Annotated in this window: 10 protein-coding genes; all 10 read left to right on the top strand. The window is 73.5% G+C overall.

The window, feature by feature from the left end; translation table 11 throughout:
• Window positions 1-33: 33 nt before the first annotated feature.
• The 10 genes from AC3ERT_RS17385 to AC3ERT_RS17340 all read left to right on the top strand — a co-directional run bounded on the left by AC3ERT_RS17385 (window position 34) and on the right by AC3ERT_RS17340 (window position 18,773).
• Window positions 34-2,832, top strand: coding sequence for a fibronectin type III domain-containing protein (locus tag AC3ERT_RS17385; RefSeq protein WP_435175224.1), 2,799 nt, complete (start codon window positions 34-36; stop codon window positions 2,830-2,832).
• A 106-nt stretch (window positions 2,833-2,938) separates the two neighbouring features.
• A complete protein-coding gene (locus tag AC3ERT_RS17380; protein ID WP_435175222.1) occupies window positions 2,939-3,655 on the top strand; it encodes a GntR family transcriptional regulator in 717 nt (238 codons plus the stop codon).
• Window positions 3,656-4,184: 529 nt separating this feature from the next.
• A complete protein-coding gene (locus AC3ERT_RS17375; RefSeq protein WP_435175220.1) occupies window positions 4,185-6,098 on the top strand; it encodes an alpha-amylase family protein in 1,914 nt (637 codons plus the stop codon).
• Window positions 6,099-6,163: 65 nt separating this feature from the next.
• Window positions 6,164-9,073 carry a hypothetical protein gene (locus tag AC3ERT_RS17370; protein WP_435175218.1) on the top strand — a complete coding sequence of 970 codons (2,910 nt, stop codon included), beginning with the start codon at window positions 6,164-6,166 and terminating at the stop codon, window positions 9,071-9,073.
• Window positions 9,074-9,137: 64 nt separating this feature from the next.
• Window positions 9,138-10,439, top strand: coding sequence for an enolase C-terminal domain-like protein (locus AC3ERT_RS17365; RefSeq protein ID WP_435175216.1), 1,302 nt, complete (start codon window positions 9,138-9,140; stop codon window positions 10,437-10,439).
• 98 nt (window positions 10,440-10,537) lie between these two features.
• A complete protein-coding gene (locus tag AC3ERT_RS17360) occupies window positions 10,538-11,878 on the top strand; it encodes an ABC transporter substrate-binding protein (RefSeq protein ID WP_335972446.1) in 1,341 nt (446 codons plus the stop codon).
• 70 nt (window positions 11,879-11,948) lie between these two features.
• The gene (locus AC3ERT_RS17355) at window positions 11,949-12,848 is read left to right on the top strand and encodes a carbohydrate ABC transporter permease (RefSeq protein WP_435127003.1); all 900 of its coding nucleotides are present in this window, start codon (window positions 11,949-11,951) and stop codon (window positions 12,846-12,848) included.
• Window positions 12,845-13,744 carry a carbohydrate ABC transporter permease gene (locus AC3ERT_RS17350; RefSeq protein ID WP_435175214.1) on the top strand — a complete coding sequence of 300 codons (900 nt, stop codon included), beginning with the start codon at window positions 12,845-12,847 and terminating at the stop codon, window positions 13,742-13,744. The genes AC3ERT_RS17355 and AC3ERT_RS17350 overlap by 4 nt, the downstream gene beginning before the upstream one ends.
• On the top strand, window positions 13,741-17,925 hold the full coding sequence (locus tag AC3ERT_RS17345; RefSeq protein WP_435175212.1) for a hypothetical protein: 4,185 nt from the start codon (window positions 13,741-13,743) through the stop codon (window positions 17,923-17,925). Before AC3ERT_RS17350 ends, AC3ERT_RS17345 begins: the two co-directional genes overlap by 4 nt.
• On the top strand, window positions 17,919-18,773 hold the full coding sequence (locus AC3ERT_RS17340; protein ID WP_435127010.1) for an NAD-dependent epimerase/dehydratase family protein: 855 nt from the start codon (window positions 17,919-17,921) through the stop codon (window positions 18,771-18,773). The genes AC3ERT_RS17345 and AC3ERT_RS17340 overlap by 7 nt, the downstream gene beginning before the upstream one ends.
• The last annotated feature ends 82 nt before the right edge of the window (window positions 18,774-18,855 follow it).

The raw sequence follows: 18,855 nt of genomic DNA, 5'->3' as shown, positions 1-18,855 counted from the left end.
GGCCGACCGGCCGGCGTCATGGAAGGACGATCCATGAAGGTCCTGTACGCAACCGCGGCGTCCGTGTGCGTCACGGTGCTTCTCGCGGCACCCTGCCAGGGCGTCGCCGCAGCCGCCGCCGACCCGCCCGCCAACCTCCTCGCGGCGGACATGGACACCACGATGGACAGCGGCACCAGCCCCCTGACCCAGGGCAGCACCACCACCGGCGGCAGCCAGCAGATCGTCAGCGTGGGCGGCGACAACGCCCTCCAGCTGAGCGACGCGTCCGACGGCACCAACCTCGCCAGCTACTTCTACCACCGCTTCTCCACCGGCTTGCTCAAGGACCGGATCAACGCCGTCTACAGCGAACCGGCCGGCAGCCCCGCCGAGCAGTTCGTGCTGACCTTCGACCTCGCCCGCACCCAGGCCAGCGACAAGCCCGTCGCCAAGGACATCTACGCCCGCGTCTCCTTCGGCAACTTCGACAACGCCACGGTGCCGCAGTTCCCCGTGCCGCCGGTCAGCCTCACCACCACCGCCGCCTACCAGAACACCTCCGGCGCCCTCCAGCCGGTCTCGGACACCGACATACCGCAGTACCGCTTCACCATCGTGCCCAACGGCGGCACCCGGCTGGTCTCCACCGTCGAACTCGGCTTCCAGGTCCGCGTCGACACCGGCGGCACCGACGAGGCCGTCGCCGTGGACAACCTCGACGTGTACGACGCCGGCTCCGTCACCGACACCGCGCCGCCGACCGCCCCCACGTCCCTGATCGCCGGCACCCCCGGGCAGAACAGCGTCCCGCTGGGGTGGAGCCCGTCCACCGACGACACCGGCGTCACCGGCTACGACGTCTTCCGCGACGGCTACCAGGTCGCCTCCGTCAGCGGCTCGACCACCACCGCGGTCGTCGGCGGCCTGATGCCGGGCACCGGCTACGACTTCACCGTCCGGGCGAAGGACGCCTTCGGCCACGTCAGCGCCATGAGCGCCCCGCTGCACGCCACGACCTCCGCGTACGTGCCCGACAACCCCGCGCCCTACCCGGGCACCCAGCAGACCCGCTCCCAGTGGCTGTGGGACAAGACGAAGGCCATGAAGGAGGAGGACGGGCCGATCAACGTCGCGCAGTACACCGCGCAACTCGTCGACCACGAGAACACGACCGCCGCCCTCACCAAGCTCGACACCCTCTACAAGGGCTACGACTACGAAGAGTACAAGTGGCTGTCGCGGATGTACGCCTACCTCATGGCGGGCGACCAGTTCAGCGCCGCGATGCTCCAGGACGTGGCCACCTACTTCGGCCAGTACAGCTACAAGAAGCTGCCGCAGACCGAGAACCTGCGGATGAGCACCTATGTCACCGGCTACCTCGTCGGCCAGTACCTGCCCGGCGTCGCCGACACCGACGGCACCTCCGGCGCGGCGCTGATGGCCGAGAGCAAGGCCAACATCGAGGAGATGGTCCAGCAGGCGGTCAAGGACGGCTGGGCGGAGTACGAGAGCCCCGAGTACACGATCATGACGTACTTCGGCCTCAACGCGATCTACCAGTGGTCCACCGACCAGGAGCTGCGCACCGAGGCCAAGACGGCCATGGACGTCATGTGGTTCGAGTGGGCCAACGACTGGGACGACGGCTACCTGGTCTCCTCCGAGAGCCGGGCCAAGGGCGACCTGGCGTCCGTGGGCGACCCGACCTGGCGCCCGGCCGACCACACCGCGCTGGCCTGGACGTACTTCGGGGAGCACCGCGCGCAGGAGGGCGTGGGGGAGTCGGACAACCCGGCGCCCGACGCCTACCGCCCCGACCTGGAGTACGTCGGCCTGCTCGCCTGGTCCGGCACCGCGTACCAGCCGCCCGCCCTCGCGGTGCGGATCGGCCGGATGACCGACAAGTCCTACACCGCCTACAAGACCAACCTCCAGAACTCCAGCGGCGACCCGACGGACATCTACCGCACCAGCTACGTCCGGCCGACCTGGGGCCTGGCCACCGAGGTGCAGTACCGCAGGACCGACGAGTGGCTGGAGGACCAGCCGCTGGACCTGCGCTGGCAGTCCGACGCGGCGGACCCGCTCTTCCGGGTCTCGATCGACCAGGGCAACGCGCCGGTCGGCAACTACGACGACCCGGCCGAGCAGCGCGTCATGCAGGACGGCCCGACCGCGCTCGGCGTCTACAAGTCCTCCGGTGACAGCACCGAGAACTACCTCAACGCGCTCTTCCCCGACACCGGGTCCATCAAGGAGCGCCGCCAGGTCGACGGCTGGACCGTCGTCGACACCGGCACCATGTACTTCGCGTTCAGGACGGCCCAGCCGGCGACCTGGTACCACCAGACGCCCAACGACCCGTCGAACAAGGTGAAGACCACCACCCAGATCCACCCGACGACGACCCTCAGCTACAGCTACGACATCCTGCGCAGCCAGGCCGACACCAACGGCTGGGTGCTGGAGACCGGCGACACCTCCACCTACGCCAGCCTCGACGCCTTCGCGACGGCGCTGACCACCAGGACCCGGCTGGACACCAGCCACATCGGCGACGCCGAACCGCGGCTGGTCTACCACAGCCTGAGCGGCCACGACCTCGACCTCACCTTCGACGACCCCGCCCAGGCCCCCGGCGCGACCCACCTGGTGGACGGCAAGCCGATCCGGTACGACGCGTTCAAGCTCTTCGACACCCCCTGGCTCCAGCAGGACCGGCAGGGCACGAAGTTCACCGCCAGGGTCGGCAGCCAGTGCGTCGTGTACGACTTCTCCGACTGGTCCGTCACCAGCCGCGGCCCGGGCGGCAACGGCCGCCGCTCCGGGCGCGGCGCCAAGCCCTGACCGCGCACCGAGCGCCCCGGCGGGACACGGGCCGGACCCGGCCCGCGTCCCGCCTATCCTGGGCCCTGCCGGACTTCCGGCAGGCGCCTACCAGAAGGATCGATCGGTGAGCAGTTCCTCCGCGGACACCCGGCCGGGTGCCGGCCCCCTTCGGCCCATCGCCCGCGGCCGGGTCCGCGCGTCCGACCGGGTCTACGAGGAGCTGCTGTCGGCGATCCGCAACCTGCGCATCCCGCCGGGTGCCTCGCTCTCCGAGACCGACCTGTCCGCCAGCCTCCAGGTCAGCCGCACGCCGCTGCGCGAGGCCCTGGCCCGGCTGGCGGACGGCGGGCTGGTCTCGGTCGTCCCGCAGGTCGGCACGACGGTGGGGCGGATCAGCCTGCGCGAGGTCAAGGAGGCCCGGTTCGTCCGGGAGAGCCTGGAACTGGCCGCCTTCGCGGTGGCCTGCGGCCGGCCCGACCGCGACGTGGCCGCCTGCCGGGAACTGCTGGCCGCGCAGGTCCGCTGCCACGCGAACGGCGACCTGACCGGCTTCTTCGACGCCGACGAGGCCCTGCACGAGCAGATCTTCGTCATCAGCGGCTACCGCGGCGCCTGGAGCGTGATGCAGCCGATGAAGGTCCAGCTCGACCGGCTGCGCCGGCTCGCTCAGCCGGAGACGTCGAACGTGCGCGAGCTGATCGAGGAGCACACGGCCGTGATCGACGCGCTCGAAGCGGGGGACGCCGCCGGCGGGCAGGAGGTGCTGCGGGCGCACATCGGCCGCGGGCACCGCTACGCGCCCGCGCTGCGCGAGCAGTACCCGGACTACTTCACGGACTGAAGCGCGGCCCGTGGGGCGGCTGGTGCGGACTCGACGGCCTGTGCCGGGCCGGGCTGCGCAACGCCCTCATAGCTGAGACAACGTTGGCCCGAGTTGGTCACGCACGGCCGCCGGGTGGCCGGATTCCCGTGGGCTGTCGCGGCCGAATGCGGCGTCAACAGGCGAGATGTGCAGGCGTGATGGGGTCGTGCACGCCGTGATGCGGCCTTCGTCCCCGGGGCCGCCGAAGTAATTCCCGGCTACTCGCGCGAAACCTATAGGCAACGTTGTCTCAGCGGGCTATGGTTCAGCACGACCGCGGAAGAGCGGCCGCCTCGTGGTTCCCGTACCCGGCCTTTTGCCCCTGACGTGCGGTCATGTGCCCCTCGTCGGCGTTGGACCTGGTCACTTCGTACCGCCTCGCACGCTCACCGAGCGGCTCGGCGCGGGACAAGGTTATCCCGCCTGTTCGCCGCATGCTTCCCGCAGCACCCGCATACCGCAGCACCCGCACACCGCGACCTGCCACCCGATCTGAAGAGGAGCAGTGATGGCCGAGACGGCCGTACCCGGCTTCGCCGAACCCGCCCGCCTGTGGGCCGATGCCCGCCACGCGGCGGCGGTGCTGGGCGCGCAGGCCGGCCTGCTGACCGAGGGCGCGCGCCTGGCCGTCGAGCCCGGCCCGGCCGGTGCGCGGCAGCTGCGGCTGTTCGCTGCCGCGGACACCACGGCCGTACTCCGGCTGGACGTCCCGCTCGGCGACGCCGCCGGCTACTGGCACCCGTCGGCCGGCTGGGACCGCCATCTGACCGCGGACTGGGCGAGCCGCTGGCGCACCGTCGGGCCCGCCGAGTCCGCGCCGCTGGGGTGCCTGTACGACACGGCCGGGCGCGCGCTGCTGGCCTTCGGCGCCGACCGGCCCGCCGCCACCACGCGGGTCCGGTTCGGCCTCGCCGAGGACACCGCCCGGTTCGGGGTCTGGCTGGCGGTGGAGCTGCGGGCCGGTGAGAGCTGCCGGGTGGTGCTCCAGCCGGCCGGGTCGCCGGTCGCCGCCGCGGTCCGCGCGCTGGGCGCGGCCCTCGCGGTGCCGGACGCCCTGCCCGTACCGCCCGCGGGCCGGGAGGCGGCGTACTCCACCTGGTACGCGATGCACCGGGACGTGGGCGCCGCGGACGTGGAGGCCGAGGCGAAGCTCGCCGCCGCGGCCGGCTGCGGGGTGCTGCTGCTGGACGACGGATGGCAGCTGCACGCGAAGGGCACCGGCTACTCCGGCAGCGGCGACTGGACGCCGGACCCGGCGAAGTTCCCGGACTTCGCGGCCCATGTGCGGAGCGTGCAGGGCCTGGGGCTGCGGTACATGGCGTGGATCGCGCCGCTCATCGTCGGCGAACGCACCGCCGCCCACCGGAAGTTCGCGCACCTGGCGCCGCACGCCATCCCGCGGCTGGGCTGCCGGGTGCTGGACCCGCGGCTCGCGGCGGCCCGCGAGGTCGCCGCGGACGCCTGCGTCGAGCTGGTCCGCCGCCACCACCTGGACGGGCTGAAGATCGACTTCCTCGACCTCGCGGCGGCCTACGCGGACCTGGACCCGGTCGGCGGGACCGGCGCCGCCGGGCGCGATGACGGCACCGGTGCCGGAGGTGGTGCCTCCGCCGAGTGCGGCACCGGTGCCGCCACCGCGCCCGGGAGCACCCCGTCCGGCGGCGGCGATGCCGGCGGTACCGGCGGTGCCGGTGACGTCGCCGATGTCGGCGAGGGGCTGCGGCTGCTGCTGGCCGACGTCCGCGACCGGCTGCGCGCGCTGCGCGGCGACGACCTGCTGGTGGAGCTGCGCCAGCCGTACACCGGGCCCGGCATGCTCGCCTTCGGCAACCTGCTGCGGGCCGCCGACTGCCCGGGCGACGCCACCGCCAACCGGGTCCGCACCCTCGACCTGGGCCTGCTCGCCACCTCGGGCGCCGTCCACTCGGACATGCTGATGTGGGACCGCTCCGCCACCCCGCAGACCGCCGCACGCCAGCTGCACTCCGCGCTGTTCGCCATCCCGCAGCTGTCCGTCGCGCTGGCCGGCCTGCCCGCCGACCAGCACGCGGCGACCGTGTTCTGGCTCGACTTCTGGCGCACCCACCGCGATGTCCTCACCGGCGGCCTGATCGACGCCGGGCGTCCGGACCAGCTCCACCCGACCGTCACCGCGCAGCTGGGTCAGCAGGCCGTGGCGGCCTTCTTCGCCGAACACACCCACGCCCGCCTGCCGCTGGCCGGACGCACCGAGACCGCCCTGGTCAACTCCACCGCCGCCGACCGCGTGGTGCTGGACGTCGAAGGAGCGGCCACCGCCGTACGGCTCGACACCTTCGACGCCTGCGGCCGCCCGGCGGGCTCGCACCTGCGCACCCTGGGCCCGGGGCCCGCCGCCATCGCCGTTCCGCCCGCCGGCCTGTGCGTCGTCAGGCCGGCGTGACCCGACACCCGCTCCCGTTCCGAAGAGCCGAAGAGCCGAAGAGCCGAAGACTGGAGAGAACCCACGTGACCGACAACCACGACAGATCCGACCGCACCGAGCCGGCCGCGCACGCCCCCGGGCAGGTCAGCCGCCGCACGGTCGTCGGCTTCGGCGCCGCGGCCGCGGTGGGCGCCGCGACCGCCGGGGCCCTGGACCTCGCCGCCGCCCCGGCCGCGAGCGCCGCCACCCCCGAGGGCACCGCGGCGCAGGCCGCCGCGGCCCCCGCGGTGGCCCTGGCCTTCTCCGACCCGACCGGGCTCTACCCGCTTTCCGGCGGCGCCGCAGAGGCGGCGCCCGCCCTGCTCGTCGTGTTCAACCCGGCGACCGCGCTGAGCGGTTCGATCGCCTGGTCGGTGGCCCCGCGCGGCGGCGACCCGGTGGCCTCCGGCACCGCCGGCTTCACCGCCGCCGCCGGCACGCAGAGCACCACCACCATCCCGCTGGGCTCCTTCGGCCCGGACTACTACGCGGTCACCGCCACCGTCACCGCCGCCTCCGGCACCCAACTCCTCGGCCAGACCGTCGGGTTCGGCGTCATCCGTCCCCCCGTCGAGGGCCGCCGCCCCGGCTCGGCGTTCGGCCTGGGCATCCGGGCGGAGTCCGACACCGCCCTGACCCGGCAGATCGCCCAGCGCATCGGGGTGAAGTGGACCCGCGGCGTCATCGCCGTCCAGCCCGACACCGTCTGCCCGGCGCCGGGCGTGTTCTGGCAGCAGGCCCAGATCGACGCCGCCCGCGCGGAGATCGCCGACTGGCACGACCACGGCATCGAGCCGCTCGGCTTCATCAACTACAACATGTCCTGGAACGTGCAGCCCGACGCCAACGGCAAGCCGCTGCTGGTCTACCAGAACCGCCCCAAGGACCTGGCCGCGCACGCCGAGATGGTCTACCACGCCATCGCCCCGCTCCAGGACCTGGTCCCCAACTGGGAGATCTGGAACGAGCCGTGGGTGCACGGCTGGGCGTGGAAGACCGGCGACGCCCAGGACTACCGCGACATGTGCAAGCTGATCTGGGACCGCGTCAAGCCGGACTTCCCGGACGTCAACCTCATCGGCGGCGGCTCGGTCACCTACAACCGCGACATCGTCTACGCGCAGGGCTCGAAGGACACCGGCTACATCGACGGCTCGGTCAACCACGCCTACGGCTACCCCGACCCGACGCAGTACGCGATGACCAAGACCCAGATCCGGATGGACCGCAAGGGGTCGCGCACCAAGGGCCGCGCCGGGCAGTGGCAGACCGAGCTGGGCACCGCCGAGAGCACCAGCTTCACCGACGTCCCCGCCGCCCAGGCCCCCTACGGCGTGGCCCGCACCGTGGCGCCGACCTACCTGCTGCACATGCTGGCCGGCGCCGAGGAGGACTCGCCGATCCGGATCTTCTGGTTCTCGCTGTCCTACGACAAGACCTACTCCGGCGTCGAGTTCAACATCTACGACTACGCCACCAAGACCCCGCGGCCCGCGGTCGTGGCCTACTCCGCGATGACCTCCCTGCTGGAGGACGCGAAGCTGGAGAGCGAGCTGTACCCGGACGCGAAGTCCACCTGGGGCTTCCTGTTCCGCGGCGCCGACGGCAAGGGCCGCGCGGCGCTCTACGCCGACCAGCTCTACGACGGCACCGAGGAGCACCAGAGCGCCGGCCACACCGGCACGCTCACCCTGGACGGCGCGCGCGGCGTCCGCGTGTACGACTACCTCGGCCGGCAGCTCGCCGACGGCAGCTCCGCCGAGGTCACCCTGCCGCTCCGCCCCTGGGAGGTGCTGTACTTCGACAGCGACCTGACCCCCGCCGCGCTGAAGACCCTGCTGACCCGCGGCGCGTGCTTCGCCTACGACACGCCGCTGAGGATCAGCCCGCTGTCCTTCGTCAAGCCGCTCGACGCGACCAGCGCCATCGAGGTGCGGGTGGAGAACACCACCCCGCACCCCCTCGACGCGCAACTGCGCGTCACCCCGCCGTCCGGCTGGCAGCTGTCTCCCGCGGTGTCGCCGTCGGTCCGGCTCGCCCCCGGACAGGCCCGCACCCTGTCCTTCCCGGTCAAGGCGTTCGCCGTCAGCGACAGCAACCGCTACCCCGTCGGCTACGAGGCCACGGTGGCCGGCCGCCCGGAGGCGCACCAGACCGGCACCCAGGACGTCCAGGTCGCCTACCTGCCCTTCCGCTCCATCACCGTCGGCGGCAGCGCCAGCCAGTGGAACGGCGTCATCCCGGTGACCCTGACCAGCACCACCGCGGCCGGCGACACCAAGTCGTACGCCTTCCAGGCCGCCTGGGACCAGTCGTTCCTGTACGTCAGGGCCATCGTGGAGGACGACGTCCAGCTCTCCCACGTGCCGTTCGGCGACAACGCGTACCTCTTCCCGTTCCAGGCCGACAGCATCCAGCTCGCCTTCGACGCCGTCGCCGACAAGACCGAGGACCTGCTCGCCGGCGACCCGCACTACGAGAAGTGCCTGCGCTCGATCTCCCACCTGTACGTCGCGACGCTGGCCACCGGCAACGTCTCCGAGCTGCACCGCCAGCTCGCCCCCGGCACCAACTACCAGACGTACTACCCGACCAACGCCGACCTGCCGACCCCGCTCGGCCCGCTCGACGCGGCACCCGGCAGCGGCACCGAGGGCCGCGTCCTGGTCTCCCGCGACGACACCGGCCAGCAGACCCGGTACGAGATCGCCCTCGCCTGGAGCCAGCTGCCCGAACTCCAGGCCGCGGTGCAGGCCGCGAGTCCCGGCACCGTCACCCCGGCGACCTTCGCCGTCCAGGTGACCGACGCCGGCACCGGCGGCCACGGCGCCACCTACTCGACCACTGCCACCGAGCCGCCCACCTCCGGCTGCTACAACTTCGCGCCGTTCTGGGGCACCGGCGCCCAGTTCACCGGCGGCCGCGTCGACACCCGCTGGGGCATCGGCCACTAGATCCCCGGCAGATCCCCCGCCGGCCCGCCCGCCTCCCCGCCGCACCGAACCTGGAGTCCCTCCCGTGAGCGACCAAGCCGCCACCCCCGAGACGCCCGCCCCGGCCCCCGAGCCGGTCGAGCCGCCGTGGGCGCAGCCGTCCGGCGTCCGCATCACCGGCGTCCGGACGATCCTGACCGCGCCGGCCGGCACCACGCTCGTCGTGGTCCGGGTCGACACCAGCGAACCCGGCCTGTACGGGCTCGGCTGCGCCACCTTCACGCAGCGCGCCGCGGCGGTCGCCACCGCGGTCGATGAGTACCTGGCCCCGCAGCTGATCGGCCGCGACCCGGCCGACATCACCGACATCGCCGCGACCCTGCACGTCAGCGGGTACTGGCGGTCGGGCCCGGTGCTCAACAACGCGCTGTCCGGGGTGGACATGGCGCTGTGGGACATCAAGGGCAAGCAGGCCGGGATGCCGGTGTGGCAGCTGATCGGCGGGCGCTGCCGCACCGCGGTGCCGGTGTACGCGCACGCCGCCGGGCGGGACGCGGAGGAGGTCACCGACGAGGTGCTGGCGCTGATGGCCGACGGCTACCGGCACGTGCGCTGCCAGGTCGCCGTGCCGGGCGCCGGCACCTACGGGGCGCCGGCCGCCGCTGCCGCGGCCGGCGCCCACCGCCCGCTCACCCCGGACGCCTGGGACCCGGCCGCCTACCGGCGCACCGTCCTGGGGCTCTTCGACCACCTGCGCGAGCACGCCGGCCCCGAGGTCGAGCTGATCCACGACGTGCACGAGCGGGTGCACCCCACCGACGCGGTGCGGATCGCCGCGGAGCTGGAACCGTACGACCTGTTCTACCTGGAGGACCCGGTCGCGCCGGAGGACCTCGAGTGGCTGCGGGTGCTGCGCGCCCGCAGCGCCACCCCGATCGCGATCGGCGAGCTGTTCACCAACCCCGCGGAGTACCGCCCGGTCGTCCAGGAGCGGCTGTGCGACTTCATCCGCGTGCACGTCTCCGCGATCGGCGGCATCACCCCGGCGTGGCGGCTGGCGAACACCTGCGAGCTGTTCGGGGTGCGCACCGCCTGGCACGGGCCCGGCGACGTCTCGCCGATCGGGCACGCCGCCAACCTCGCGCTGGACCTGGCCGCACCCAACTTCGGCATCCAGGAGCAGCACCTGTTCGGGCCCGAGGCCCGCGAGGTGTTCCCCGGCTGCCCCGAGATCCGCGACGGCCACCTGTGGCCCGGCGACCGGCCGGGCCTGGGCGTCGACCTCGACGAGAAGCTCGCCGCCGCCTACCCGCCGCGCCTACCCGCCGCACCCGGCCGGGCGTGGAAGCCGCCGCGGCGCGCCGACGGCGCCCTCCAGCGCCCCTGACCGGCCCCGCACCGCAACCGGCCCCGCACCGCAACCGGCCCGACCGCCCGCACCACCCCTACCGTCCGACCCGCTGTCCGTTCCAAGGAGCGACCCTCATGAGACCCCGTATCACCGTGACCCTGACGGCTGCCACCGTATGCCTGGCCGGTGTGCTGACCGGCTGCTCCAGCTCCTCCGGCAGCGGCGGCGCGACGACCACGCTGAACGTCGCCGAGTGGACCAACCCCGGCGCCATCCAGTTCACCCAGTGGCTCGACGCGAAGTTCGAGAAGGCCCACCCGGGCGTGAAGGTCAAGCTCCAGCAGGCGCCGACCTCCAACGGCGCCTGGGGGACGCTCTGGAACAGCCTGCTCCAGTCCAAGTCCGTGGACGTGCTGGCGCTCCAGGCGCCCACGCAGGCCGGCTTCGCCCCGAGCTACACCAGCCTGAAGGCCCAGGGCGCGGCCGCGCTCATCCAGGCCGGGCAGCTGGTGGACCTGAAGAACCAGCCGTTCATGAAGCACTACGACCAGGCCGCCCAGGCCGCGGCGGCCGGCCGCAACGGCGGCATCTACGGCGTGATGGCCGCGGAGTACTCCGCCGCCGGCGCCATGTGGTACAAGAAGGACCTGCTCGCCAAGTACCACATGAGCGTGCCCACCACCTTCCAGGAGTTCCTGGACGACTGCGCCACGCTGAAGAAGGCCGGCGTCACCCCGATCTTCGTGTCCGGCAAGGACGGCATGCAGGGCGGCGTGTGGCAGGGCGTGGAGAACCAGGTCCTCATGCAGGGCAAGAAGCCCGCCGAGTCGGTGCGGGTCGGCAGCGACCGGGCCGACGCCTTCTGGAAGGGCACCCAGTCCTGGAACGACCCGGTCTACCACCAGACCTCCGACCGCTACGAGCAGGTCATGAAGTACATCGAGCCCAACGCGGCCGGGGTCGCCCAGCTGACCGCGCCCGGCGTGTGGGCGGCGAAGACCGACGACTACCCGTTCCTGCTCGACGGCTCGTGGGACGGCGCGGTCATCCAGCAGGCCAACCCCAAACTCGACACCGGCTTCTTCACGATGCCCGGCACCGATGACGCGTCGGCCAACCGCCTCACCCTCAAGCCCGACCTGACCTGGGTGGTGCCCACCAGCGCCAAGCACCGGACGCTGGCCATGCAGTGGCTGTCGATGTTCTCCGAGCCGGAGAACTACCAGCAGTGGCTGAAGCAGACCGGTTCGGTCTCCACCCAGCCCGCGCTCACCAACAGCCTGCCGTGGATGGACTGGCAGAACTCCCACATGGCCGACGCCTTCGCGCAGTTGAGCACCCCGTGGGTGCCGGCCGGCGCCGCCCTGGACGCGGCGGGCCCGGACTTCTACAAGATGACGCCCATCGGCAAGGACAGCGTCGACACCATCCTCAACCGCTCCGCGTCCGTGTACCGCAAGTCGGTCAAGGGCTGACCGCCGCCTAGGCACCCAAGACCAGGAAGCAAAGAGAGACCAGGCAGCAAAGAAAGAGAGGAGGCGCGGCGTGGCACGCTGTCCCTTCGGAACGCAACGCACGCGGCGGTTCATCCCCTGGGCCAGCATCGCGATACCGGGAGCCGGCTGGCTGCTGTTCGGGCTGTACCCGTCCCTGGCCACCATCGGCTACTCGTTCACCCGCTACTCCGGACTCCCGGGCACGCCGTTCAACTTCTGCGGCATGTGCAACTACCACGCCGCCTTCACCTCGCTGTCCGGCCAGGTCCTCGGGGCGGTGAAGGTCACGCTGATCTACGTGGTCGGCGTGACCGTCCTGCAGAACGCCATCGGCCTGGGCCTGGCGCTGCTGCTCAACCGCGGCGGCCGCTCGTACACCTTCTACCGCGCGCTGATCTTCATGCCGCAGATCTTCTCCGTCACCGTGGTCGGCGCGATCTTCGCGCTCATGCTCGACCCGTACTCCGGCCCGACGGAGAAGCTGGTGCACGGCCTGTTCGGCACCGACTCGGCGTTCCTGGGCTCCAGTTCGCTGGCCCTGCCGCTGGTGATGATGGTGAACGTCTGGATGTTCTCCGGATACTCGATGCTCATCTACATCGCCGGGCTGCGGAACATCCCCGCGTCGGTGTACGAGGCCGCCGCGATGGACGGCGCCGGGCGGCTGCGCACCTTCCGGCACGTCACCTGGCCGCTGCTGGCCCCGGCCACCACGGTCAACGTCTTCCTCACCGCCATGGGCACGCTCGGCGAGTACGCCCTGATCATGGTGCTGACCGGCGGCAACTTCGGCACCAAGACCCTGGGCCTGTACATGTTCCAGTCCGCGTTCGGCGCGGACAGCCAGCTCGGCTACGGCTCGATGCTGGCCATGCTCCAGTTCCTGCTGACCGTCGTCATCGGCGGCGGCCTGCTCTACACCCTGCGCAAGCGGGAGGTGGCCCTGTGACCGCCCCGGGCGCGCTGCGGCGCCTGCTGACCACCCGCCGGACGAAGGCGGCGGGCGTCAACCTGCTGTGCTTCGCCATCGCCGCCGGCCTGTTCGCCCTGCCGCTGGTATACGTCCTGCTCCAGGCGTTCAAGACGTACACCGGCTTCCTCCAGAACCCGACCGGGGCGCCGCACCCGTGGTCCACCGAGAGCTTCTCGTCGGCCTGGCACCAGGGGCACTTCGGCCGGGAGATGGTCAACAGCCTCGTCTACGCGGTGGTCCCGGACGTGGTCACCCTCGTCCTCGGGGTGTTCCTCGCCTTCCCCATCTCCCGCGGCTACTTCAAGTACTCGGGCGGCCTGTACACGTTCTTCGTCTTCTCCGGCTTCCTGCCCGGCGGCCTGATCCCGCTGTTCATCGAGGCCCGCACGCTCCACCTGTACAACAGCATGATCGGGTACCTGATCCTCACCAGCCTGTCGGGCGCGGGGTTCTTCTTCTTCGTCGGCTACATCCGCGGCATCCCGCGGGAGATCGACGAGGCGGCGGCGCTGGACGGCTGCGGCTACGTCCGGTTCATCTTCACCATCATCATCCCGCAGATGAAACCGGCGCTGGCGACGTTCGGCATCTTCGGCTTCGTCACCGCCTGGAACAACCTCATCCTGCCGCTGGTGATGCTCTCGGACTCGGCCCTGTGGCCGGTCACCCGCGGGCTGTACTCCTTCTTCGGCGAGTACGCGCAGAACTGGCCGCTGATCGCGGCCGGCACCTTCATCGTGGCGGCGCCGATCATGCTGCTGTTCGTCCTGCTCCAGCGCTACCTCGTCGAGGGCGTCGCGGGCGGCGCCACGCTCGGCACCCAGAACGTCGCGCCCGGCGCCGGCGGCGCCGAGCTCGGAGGGGGGTCGTGACCGGCACCGCCGGCACCACCGGTACTCCCACCACCGACTGGCCCGAGGGCGCCGCCGAGATCGCCTTCCGGCTGCACGACCGGCTCGACCGGCCCGAGTTCGCCTGGCCCCGCACCCTGCTCCACTACCGGGTGCGGTGGCCCGCGCCCGCCGTGCGGGCCGCGGACCTGCGGCTGCTCGACGACGGCGGGGCGGCCGTGCCCTTCCAGCTCACCGACACCGCCCACGCCGACGGGCCCGGCGACAGGGGTGCGCTGGCCGCCGCGACGGTGTGCTTCTTCGCCGACCTCCCCTCCGGCGGGCGCCGCACCTTCACGCTGCGGGCCGACGCCTCGCTGCCGCCGGCCCGCCCCGAACGGACGGTGCGTGTCCGCGCGGACAGCGACGGCACCGTGGTGGACGGCGGGGCGCTGCGGGTCCGCCTGCCCGCCCCGGGCCGCTTCGGCGCCGCAGACGAGGTGCCCGGCCCCGTCCTGCGGCTCGACCGCGGAGGCGGGTGGGTCGGCGGGTCGGTGCTGCGCCGCCCCGCCGGGCCCGCCGAGCACTTGGAGGTGCGGCTGCTGCGGGCCGGGCCGCTCTTCGCCGACCACGCACTGGCGTACCGCTTCCGCGACGGCGCCCGCTACACCGCGGTCGTCCGGGTCCTGCTCGACTGCGACTTCCTCGAACTCGCCGAGGACATGGCCGGACTCGACACCGACGGCGCCTGCTGGCAACTGGACTGGGAGGGGTGCGCGCCCACCCACCGCTTCTCCTCCGCCTGGCCCCACGCGCAGGACGCCGCTGCCCACGCCGCGCCGGGCACACCCGGGCGGTACCACTGGCTGGGCATCGACGAGCCGGTGGTGGTCGGCGACAGCGGGGAGGACCCGCCCTTCTCCGGGCCGGGCGGCCGGGAGCGCCCGGAGGCCGCGATGGCCTTCACCGTCGGCCCGTACGCGCCCAGTTACGCCTGGGGCATCCGCCCGCACGCGACGTTCTGGGACGCGGCAGGCGGTGACGGGAGCGGCGGTGACGCGATGGGCGTGTTCATCCGCGACCACGCCCGCTGGGACGACCGCGGCTACGCCCACTGGGCCTCCGCCGGCACCCTTCAGATCCGCTTCCGCCACGACGGGGTCCTGCACTGGACCTGGCCGCTGCGCACCGGCACCCGGCACACCGGCATCGCCTTCTACGACCACCGCCGCGACCTGGACGCGCTGCGCCGCCAGGAGCAGGCCGGCCGCCGCCCCGCCCACCAGACCACCCACGTCCGCGACCTGCACCACTGGCAGGGCACGCTCAGCCTGGACCGGGTCAAGGACTGGACCCTCACCTACACCGGCCGGCGCCCCCGGCCGCTGTGCACTACCGGCGAGTTCGCCACCCCGCGGGAGTTCACCGACGCGCTCTTCACGGGCCCCGACGGCCCCCGCCTGCTCGCCAACGGCGTCAACGAGGTCGCCGGCTACCTCAACATCGGCCAGCGCCCGCTCTACGACCGGCTGCTGGACGGCTACGACCGGTTCGCCGACCGCCTCGACCCCGCACAGCGCACCCGGGTCGACGCCCTGCTCCTGCTCACCGCGTACGTCTCCGCGGGCGAGGAGATCGGCCCCACCCTGCGCATGCTCGGCGGGCACCCCAACTTCCTCGCCGACGGCAAGGCCGCGCTGGCCTGCCTGGCCTGGCTGTTCCCCGAGCACGAGGCGGCCGGGCGGTGGCTGGACGCCTTCGAGAAGTTCGCCGAACTGTCCGGCACCTTCCACACCCGCCCCGCGCTGCCCTCCCGCGGCGCCCGCCCCGGCCGCTGGACCGAGAGCCCCGCCACCTACGTCTGGGCGTTCCTGCGCCCGCTCACCCAGGGCAACGCCCTCGCCCAGCACGCCGACGGCCGCAACCGCATCGCCACCGAGCACCTCGCCGCCCTCGGCGACTGGCTGGTCGACGCGCTGACCGCACCCGTCGACGTCTCCGGCACCGGCGACCTGCGCCGCCTGCACCCCGCCCAGGGCGCGCACGCGTTCTGGCCGCGCCGCCCGCCGATCGAGATGCGGCTGCTCGCCGAGGCGCTGCGCCGCTACCGCCCCCTGACCGCCGAACACCTGCTGTGGGGCAGCGACCCCGGCGCCCGGCGGCTGGACAGCAGGCCCGGCGACCCCGACACCTGGCGGGTGCTGCTGCGCTCCGGCGGCGACCCCCGGGCCGGCCGCGCCGCCGACACCGGCACCAACCCCCGGCTGCGCAGCACCAAGTACACCGGCTACGGCGTCACCCTGCGCGCCGCCGTCGACCGGTCGGACGAGGTCGCGGTCTTCCTCCAGCAGGTCGACCGCGGCCCCAACTACCGCTGGGGCATCGCCGACGACAACGGCTGCGGCCAGCTCTACTACTACGCCGCCGGCCGCTCCTACAGCGGCCACGGCCCCGAGGACGCCGGGGACCGCCGCGTCCCCGACGCGACCTTCACCACCTCCTGCGCGCTGTGGCAGGACGGCCGCTTCCGCGGCATCGGCCCGCACACCCTGGACCGCCCGCTGTACGACCTGGACCCGGCGCAGTTCGCCGAGATCACCCCCGACCCGGACAGCCCCGTCGCCGACCTCTACCTCAGCCGCAGCGTGCTGCTCGTCGGCAGCGACTACCTCGTCACCTACGACGCGTTCGCCGCCGGCCAGCGCATGGTGTGGACCTGGTCGGTGCTGACCGAGGCCACCGGGCACGACGCCAACAGCTACCGCCACCTGCCCGAGCAGCTGCCCTTCCTGCACGTGGTGCGCGGGGTGCGGGAGGACGGGCGGGCCGCCGACGGCACCGCCGGCGGGGCCTTCGCCACCGACGTGACCCGCGGCGTACGGCTGGAGGGCCGCGCCGACGGCGGCAGCGGCAACACCCTCGCCGTGGTCAGCCACCGCTTCGACCTCACCGTCGCCGCCGCGCGGACCACCCCGTGGGGCACCACCGTCCGCACCCCGCACAGCGTCGACCACGTCTTCCGGTACGAGGCCGCCACCCACTACGAGCCCGGCCAGGCGCGGTTCGCGCGGGACGGGCTGCGCTTCGAGGGCACCGCGGGCGTCATCCGGCTGTTCGACGACGGCCGGCGCGAACTGGCCCTCTTCCACGGCACCGCCGTGGGCACCGCCGACGTCCTGCTCACCACCGCCGACCGCGACCTGGGCATCAGCCTCGCCTACCGCGACCCGGCGGAACTGACCGGCAGCTACGTCGCCCCCGCGGACACCGCGATCACCCTCGACCTGCCCGGCGGGCTCGCGGCGGGTGCCGCCCTGTACGTCGACGGCGCCCCGGTGCGGCCACTGGAGCGGCACCCCGGCGCGCTGCGCGTGGCGCTGCCCGCCGGCCGCCACCGCTGGGAGCTGACGGCCCGCCACCCGGAGCCGCTGCCCCCGCGGGTGGTGCGCACCGAGACCCTGCCGGGCGGCGCGCTGGTGCACTTCACACCGGTCGCCGCCGCCGACGGCTACCTGCTGGAGCTGAGCACCGACGGCGGCATCACCTGGACGCGGGCCGCCCGCACGGCGACCGGGCCCTTCCGGCTCACCGGCCTGGACGACGGCCGCACCTACCACGTGCGCGTCGCCGCCTACAACGCCGACCGGCGCGGCCGGCCCGGCACCGACTACCCGGTGCACGCCACCTCCGCCGCGCCCGAACCCCCGGACGGGCTGCGGCTGCGGCTCGGCCCCGGCACGGTCACCGCCACCTGGGGCGAGGTCCTGGGCGCCGCCCGCTACCGGCTCTACCGGCGGGCGCGCGGCGCGGACGACTACCGCGAGGTGTACGCCGGGCCCGGCTTCACCTGCACCGACCGCGTACCGCGGCCGCCCTCCGGTGCCGGCGACCGGGCCGGTTCGGCGCCCGTCGTGCAGTACGCGGTCGCCGCGGAGAACGGCAACGGCCGCGGACCGCTGTCGGCCGCCGTGGACACCGACCCGGCGAGCCCGCGGCACTGGTACCCGCCGGGGGGCCTGGCCTTCCGCCGCGACCACACCTACCACCGGCCGCCGTTCGCACCCCCCGGCACGGCCCCCCTGCCGTACGACGAGCAGCTGCCGCCGGCCGCGGTGCCGCAGACTGCGGGCATGGACACGGGCATGGACACGGGCACGGACACGGACACGGACACGCGGATGGACACGGGCACGGCCACGGACGCGGGGGAGCAGGCATGGTGACGCAGCGGCAGCGGGTCCTGGTGACCGGCGCCGCCGGGCGGATCGGCCGGGCGCTGCGGACGCGGCTGGCCCGGCCCGGCAGGACCCTGCGGCTGCTGGACGTCGCCGAGACCGCGCCCGCCGGGCCGGGCGAGGACGTCGAGGTGGTCCGGGCGTCCTTCACCGACCCGGACGCTATCCGGGCGGCCTGCCGCGGCGCCGACGCGGTGCTGCACCTGGGCGGCGAGGCGGGCGAGGCGCCCTGGGAGCGGGTGCGCGAGGCCAACATCGACGGCACCGCGCACCTGCTGGAAGCCGCGCGGGCGCAGGGAGTTCCGCGGGTCGTGCTGGCCTCCAGCCTCCATGCCGCCGGGTTCCGCAGCCGCGACGAGGCGGCAGCGGCCCCGGGCGGGCTACTCGCCGCCGCAAGCGCGCCGCGCCCCGACACGTACTACGGCGCCTCGAAGGCCGCGCTGGAGGCGCTCGGCGCGCTGTACCACCACCGGTTCGGCATGGACGTCAGCTGCCTGCGGATCGGGGCGTTCCGGCCGGCGCCGCTGGCCCCGGAGGACCTGGCCGGCTGGCTGTCCCCGGACGACGCGGCCCGGCTGGTGGAGGCGTGCCTGCGGGCCCGGCCGGCGGGCTTCCGGGTGCTGTGGGGGATCTCCCGCAACACCCGGCGGTGGTGGTCGCTCGCCGAGGGGGAGGCCATCGGCTACCACCCGCGCGACGACGCCGAGGACCACCTGCCCGCGCTGCTGGCCTCGGGCGCCTTCACCCCGGACGACCTCGATCCGGCGGCGCCGCGCAACTCCCGGGTCGGGGGCGCCTTCTGCACCCGGCCGCTCGGCGGCGCCGGCCGCGGCTGACCGGGCCCCCGCCGCACACGCACCCCCGCGCATCAGGCACACGCACACCGCACGCACACCCGCATCACGCATCTGCGCACGC

This window comes from Actinacidiphila sp. bgisy145 (assembly GCF_057708125.1).
Note: the sequence above shows the minus strand (reverse complement) of the source record. Positions and strands in the feature narration are given on the sequence as shown.

Bases quoted from the DNA above. Each gene is read 5' to 3' on its own strand.
- AC3ERT_RS17385 (WP_435175224.1), top strand. From the start codon at position 34: ATGAAGGTCCTGTACGCAACCGCGGCGTCCGTGTGCGTCACGGTGCTT.
- AC3ERT_RS17375 (WP_435175220.1), top strand. From the start codon at position 4,185: ATGGCCGAGACGGCCGTACCCGGCTTCGCCGAACCCGCCCGCCTGTGG.
- AC3ERT_RS17360 (WP_335972446.1), top strand. From the start codon at position 10,538: ATGAGACCCCGTATCACCGTGACCCTGACGGCTGCCACCGTATGCCTG.
- AC3ERT_RS17340 (WP_435127010.1), top strand. From the start codon at position 17,919: ATGGTGACGCAGCGGCAGCGGGTCCTGGTGACCGGCGCCGCCGGGCGG.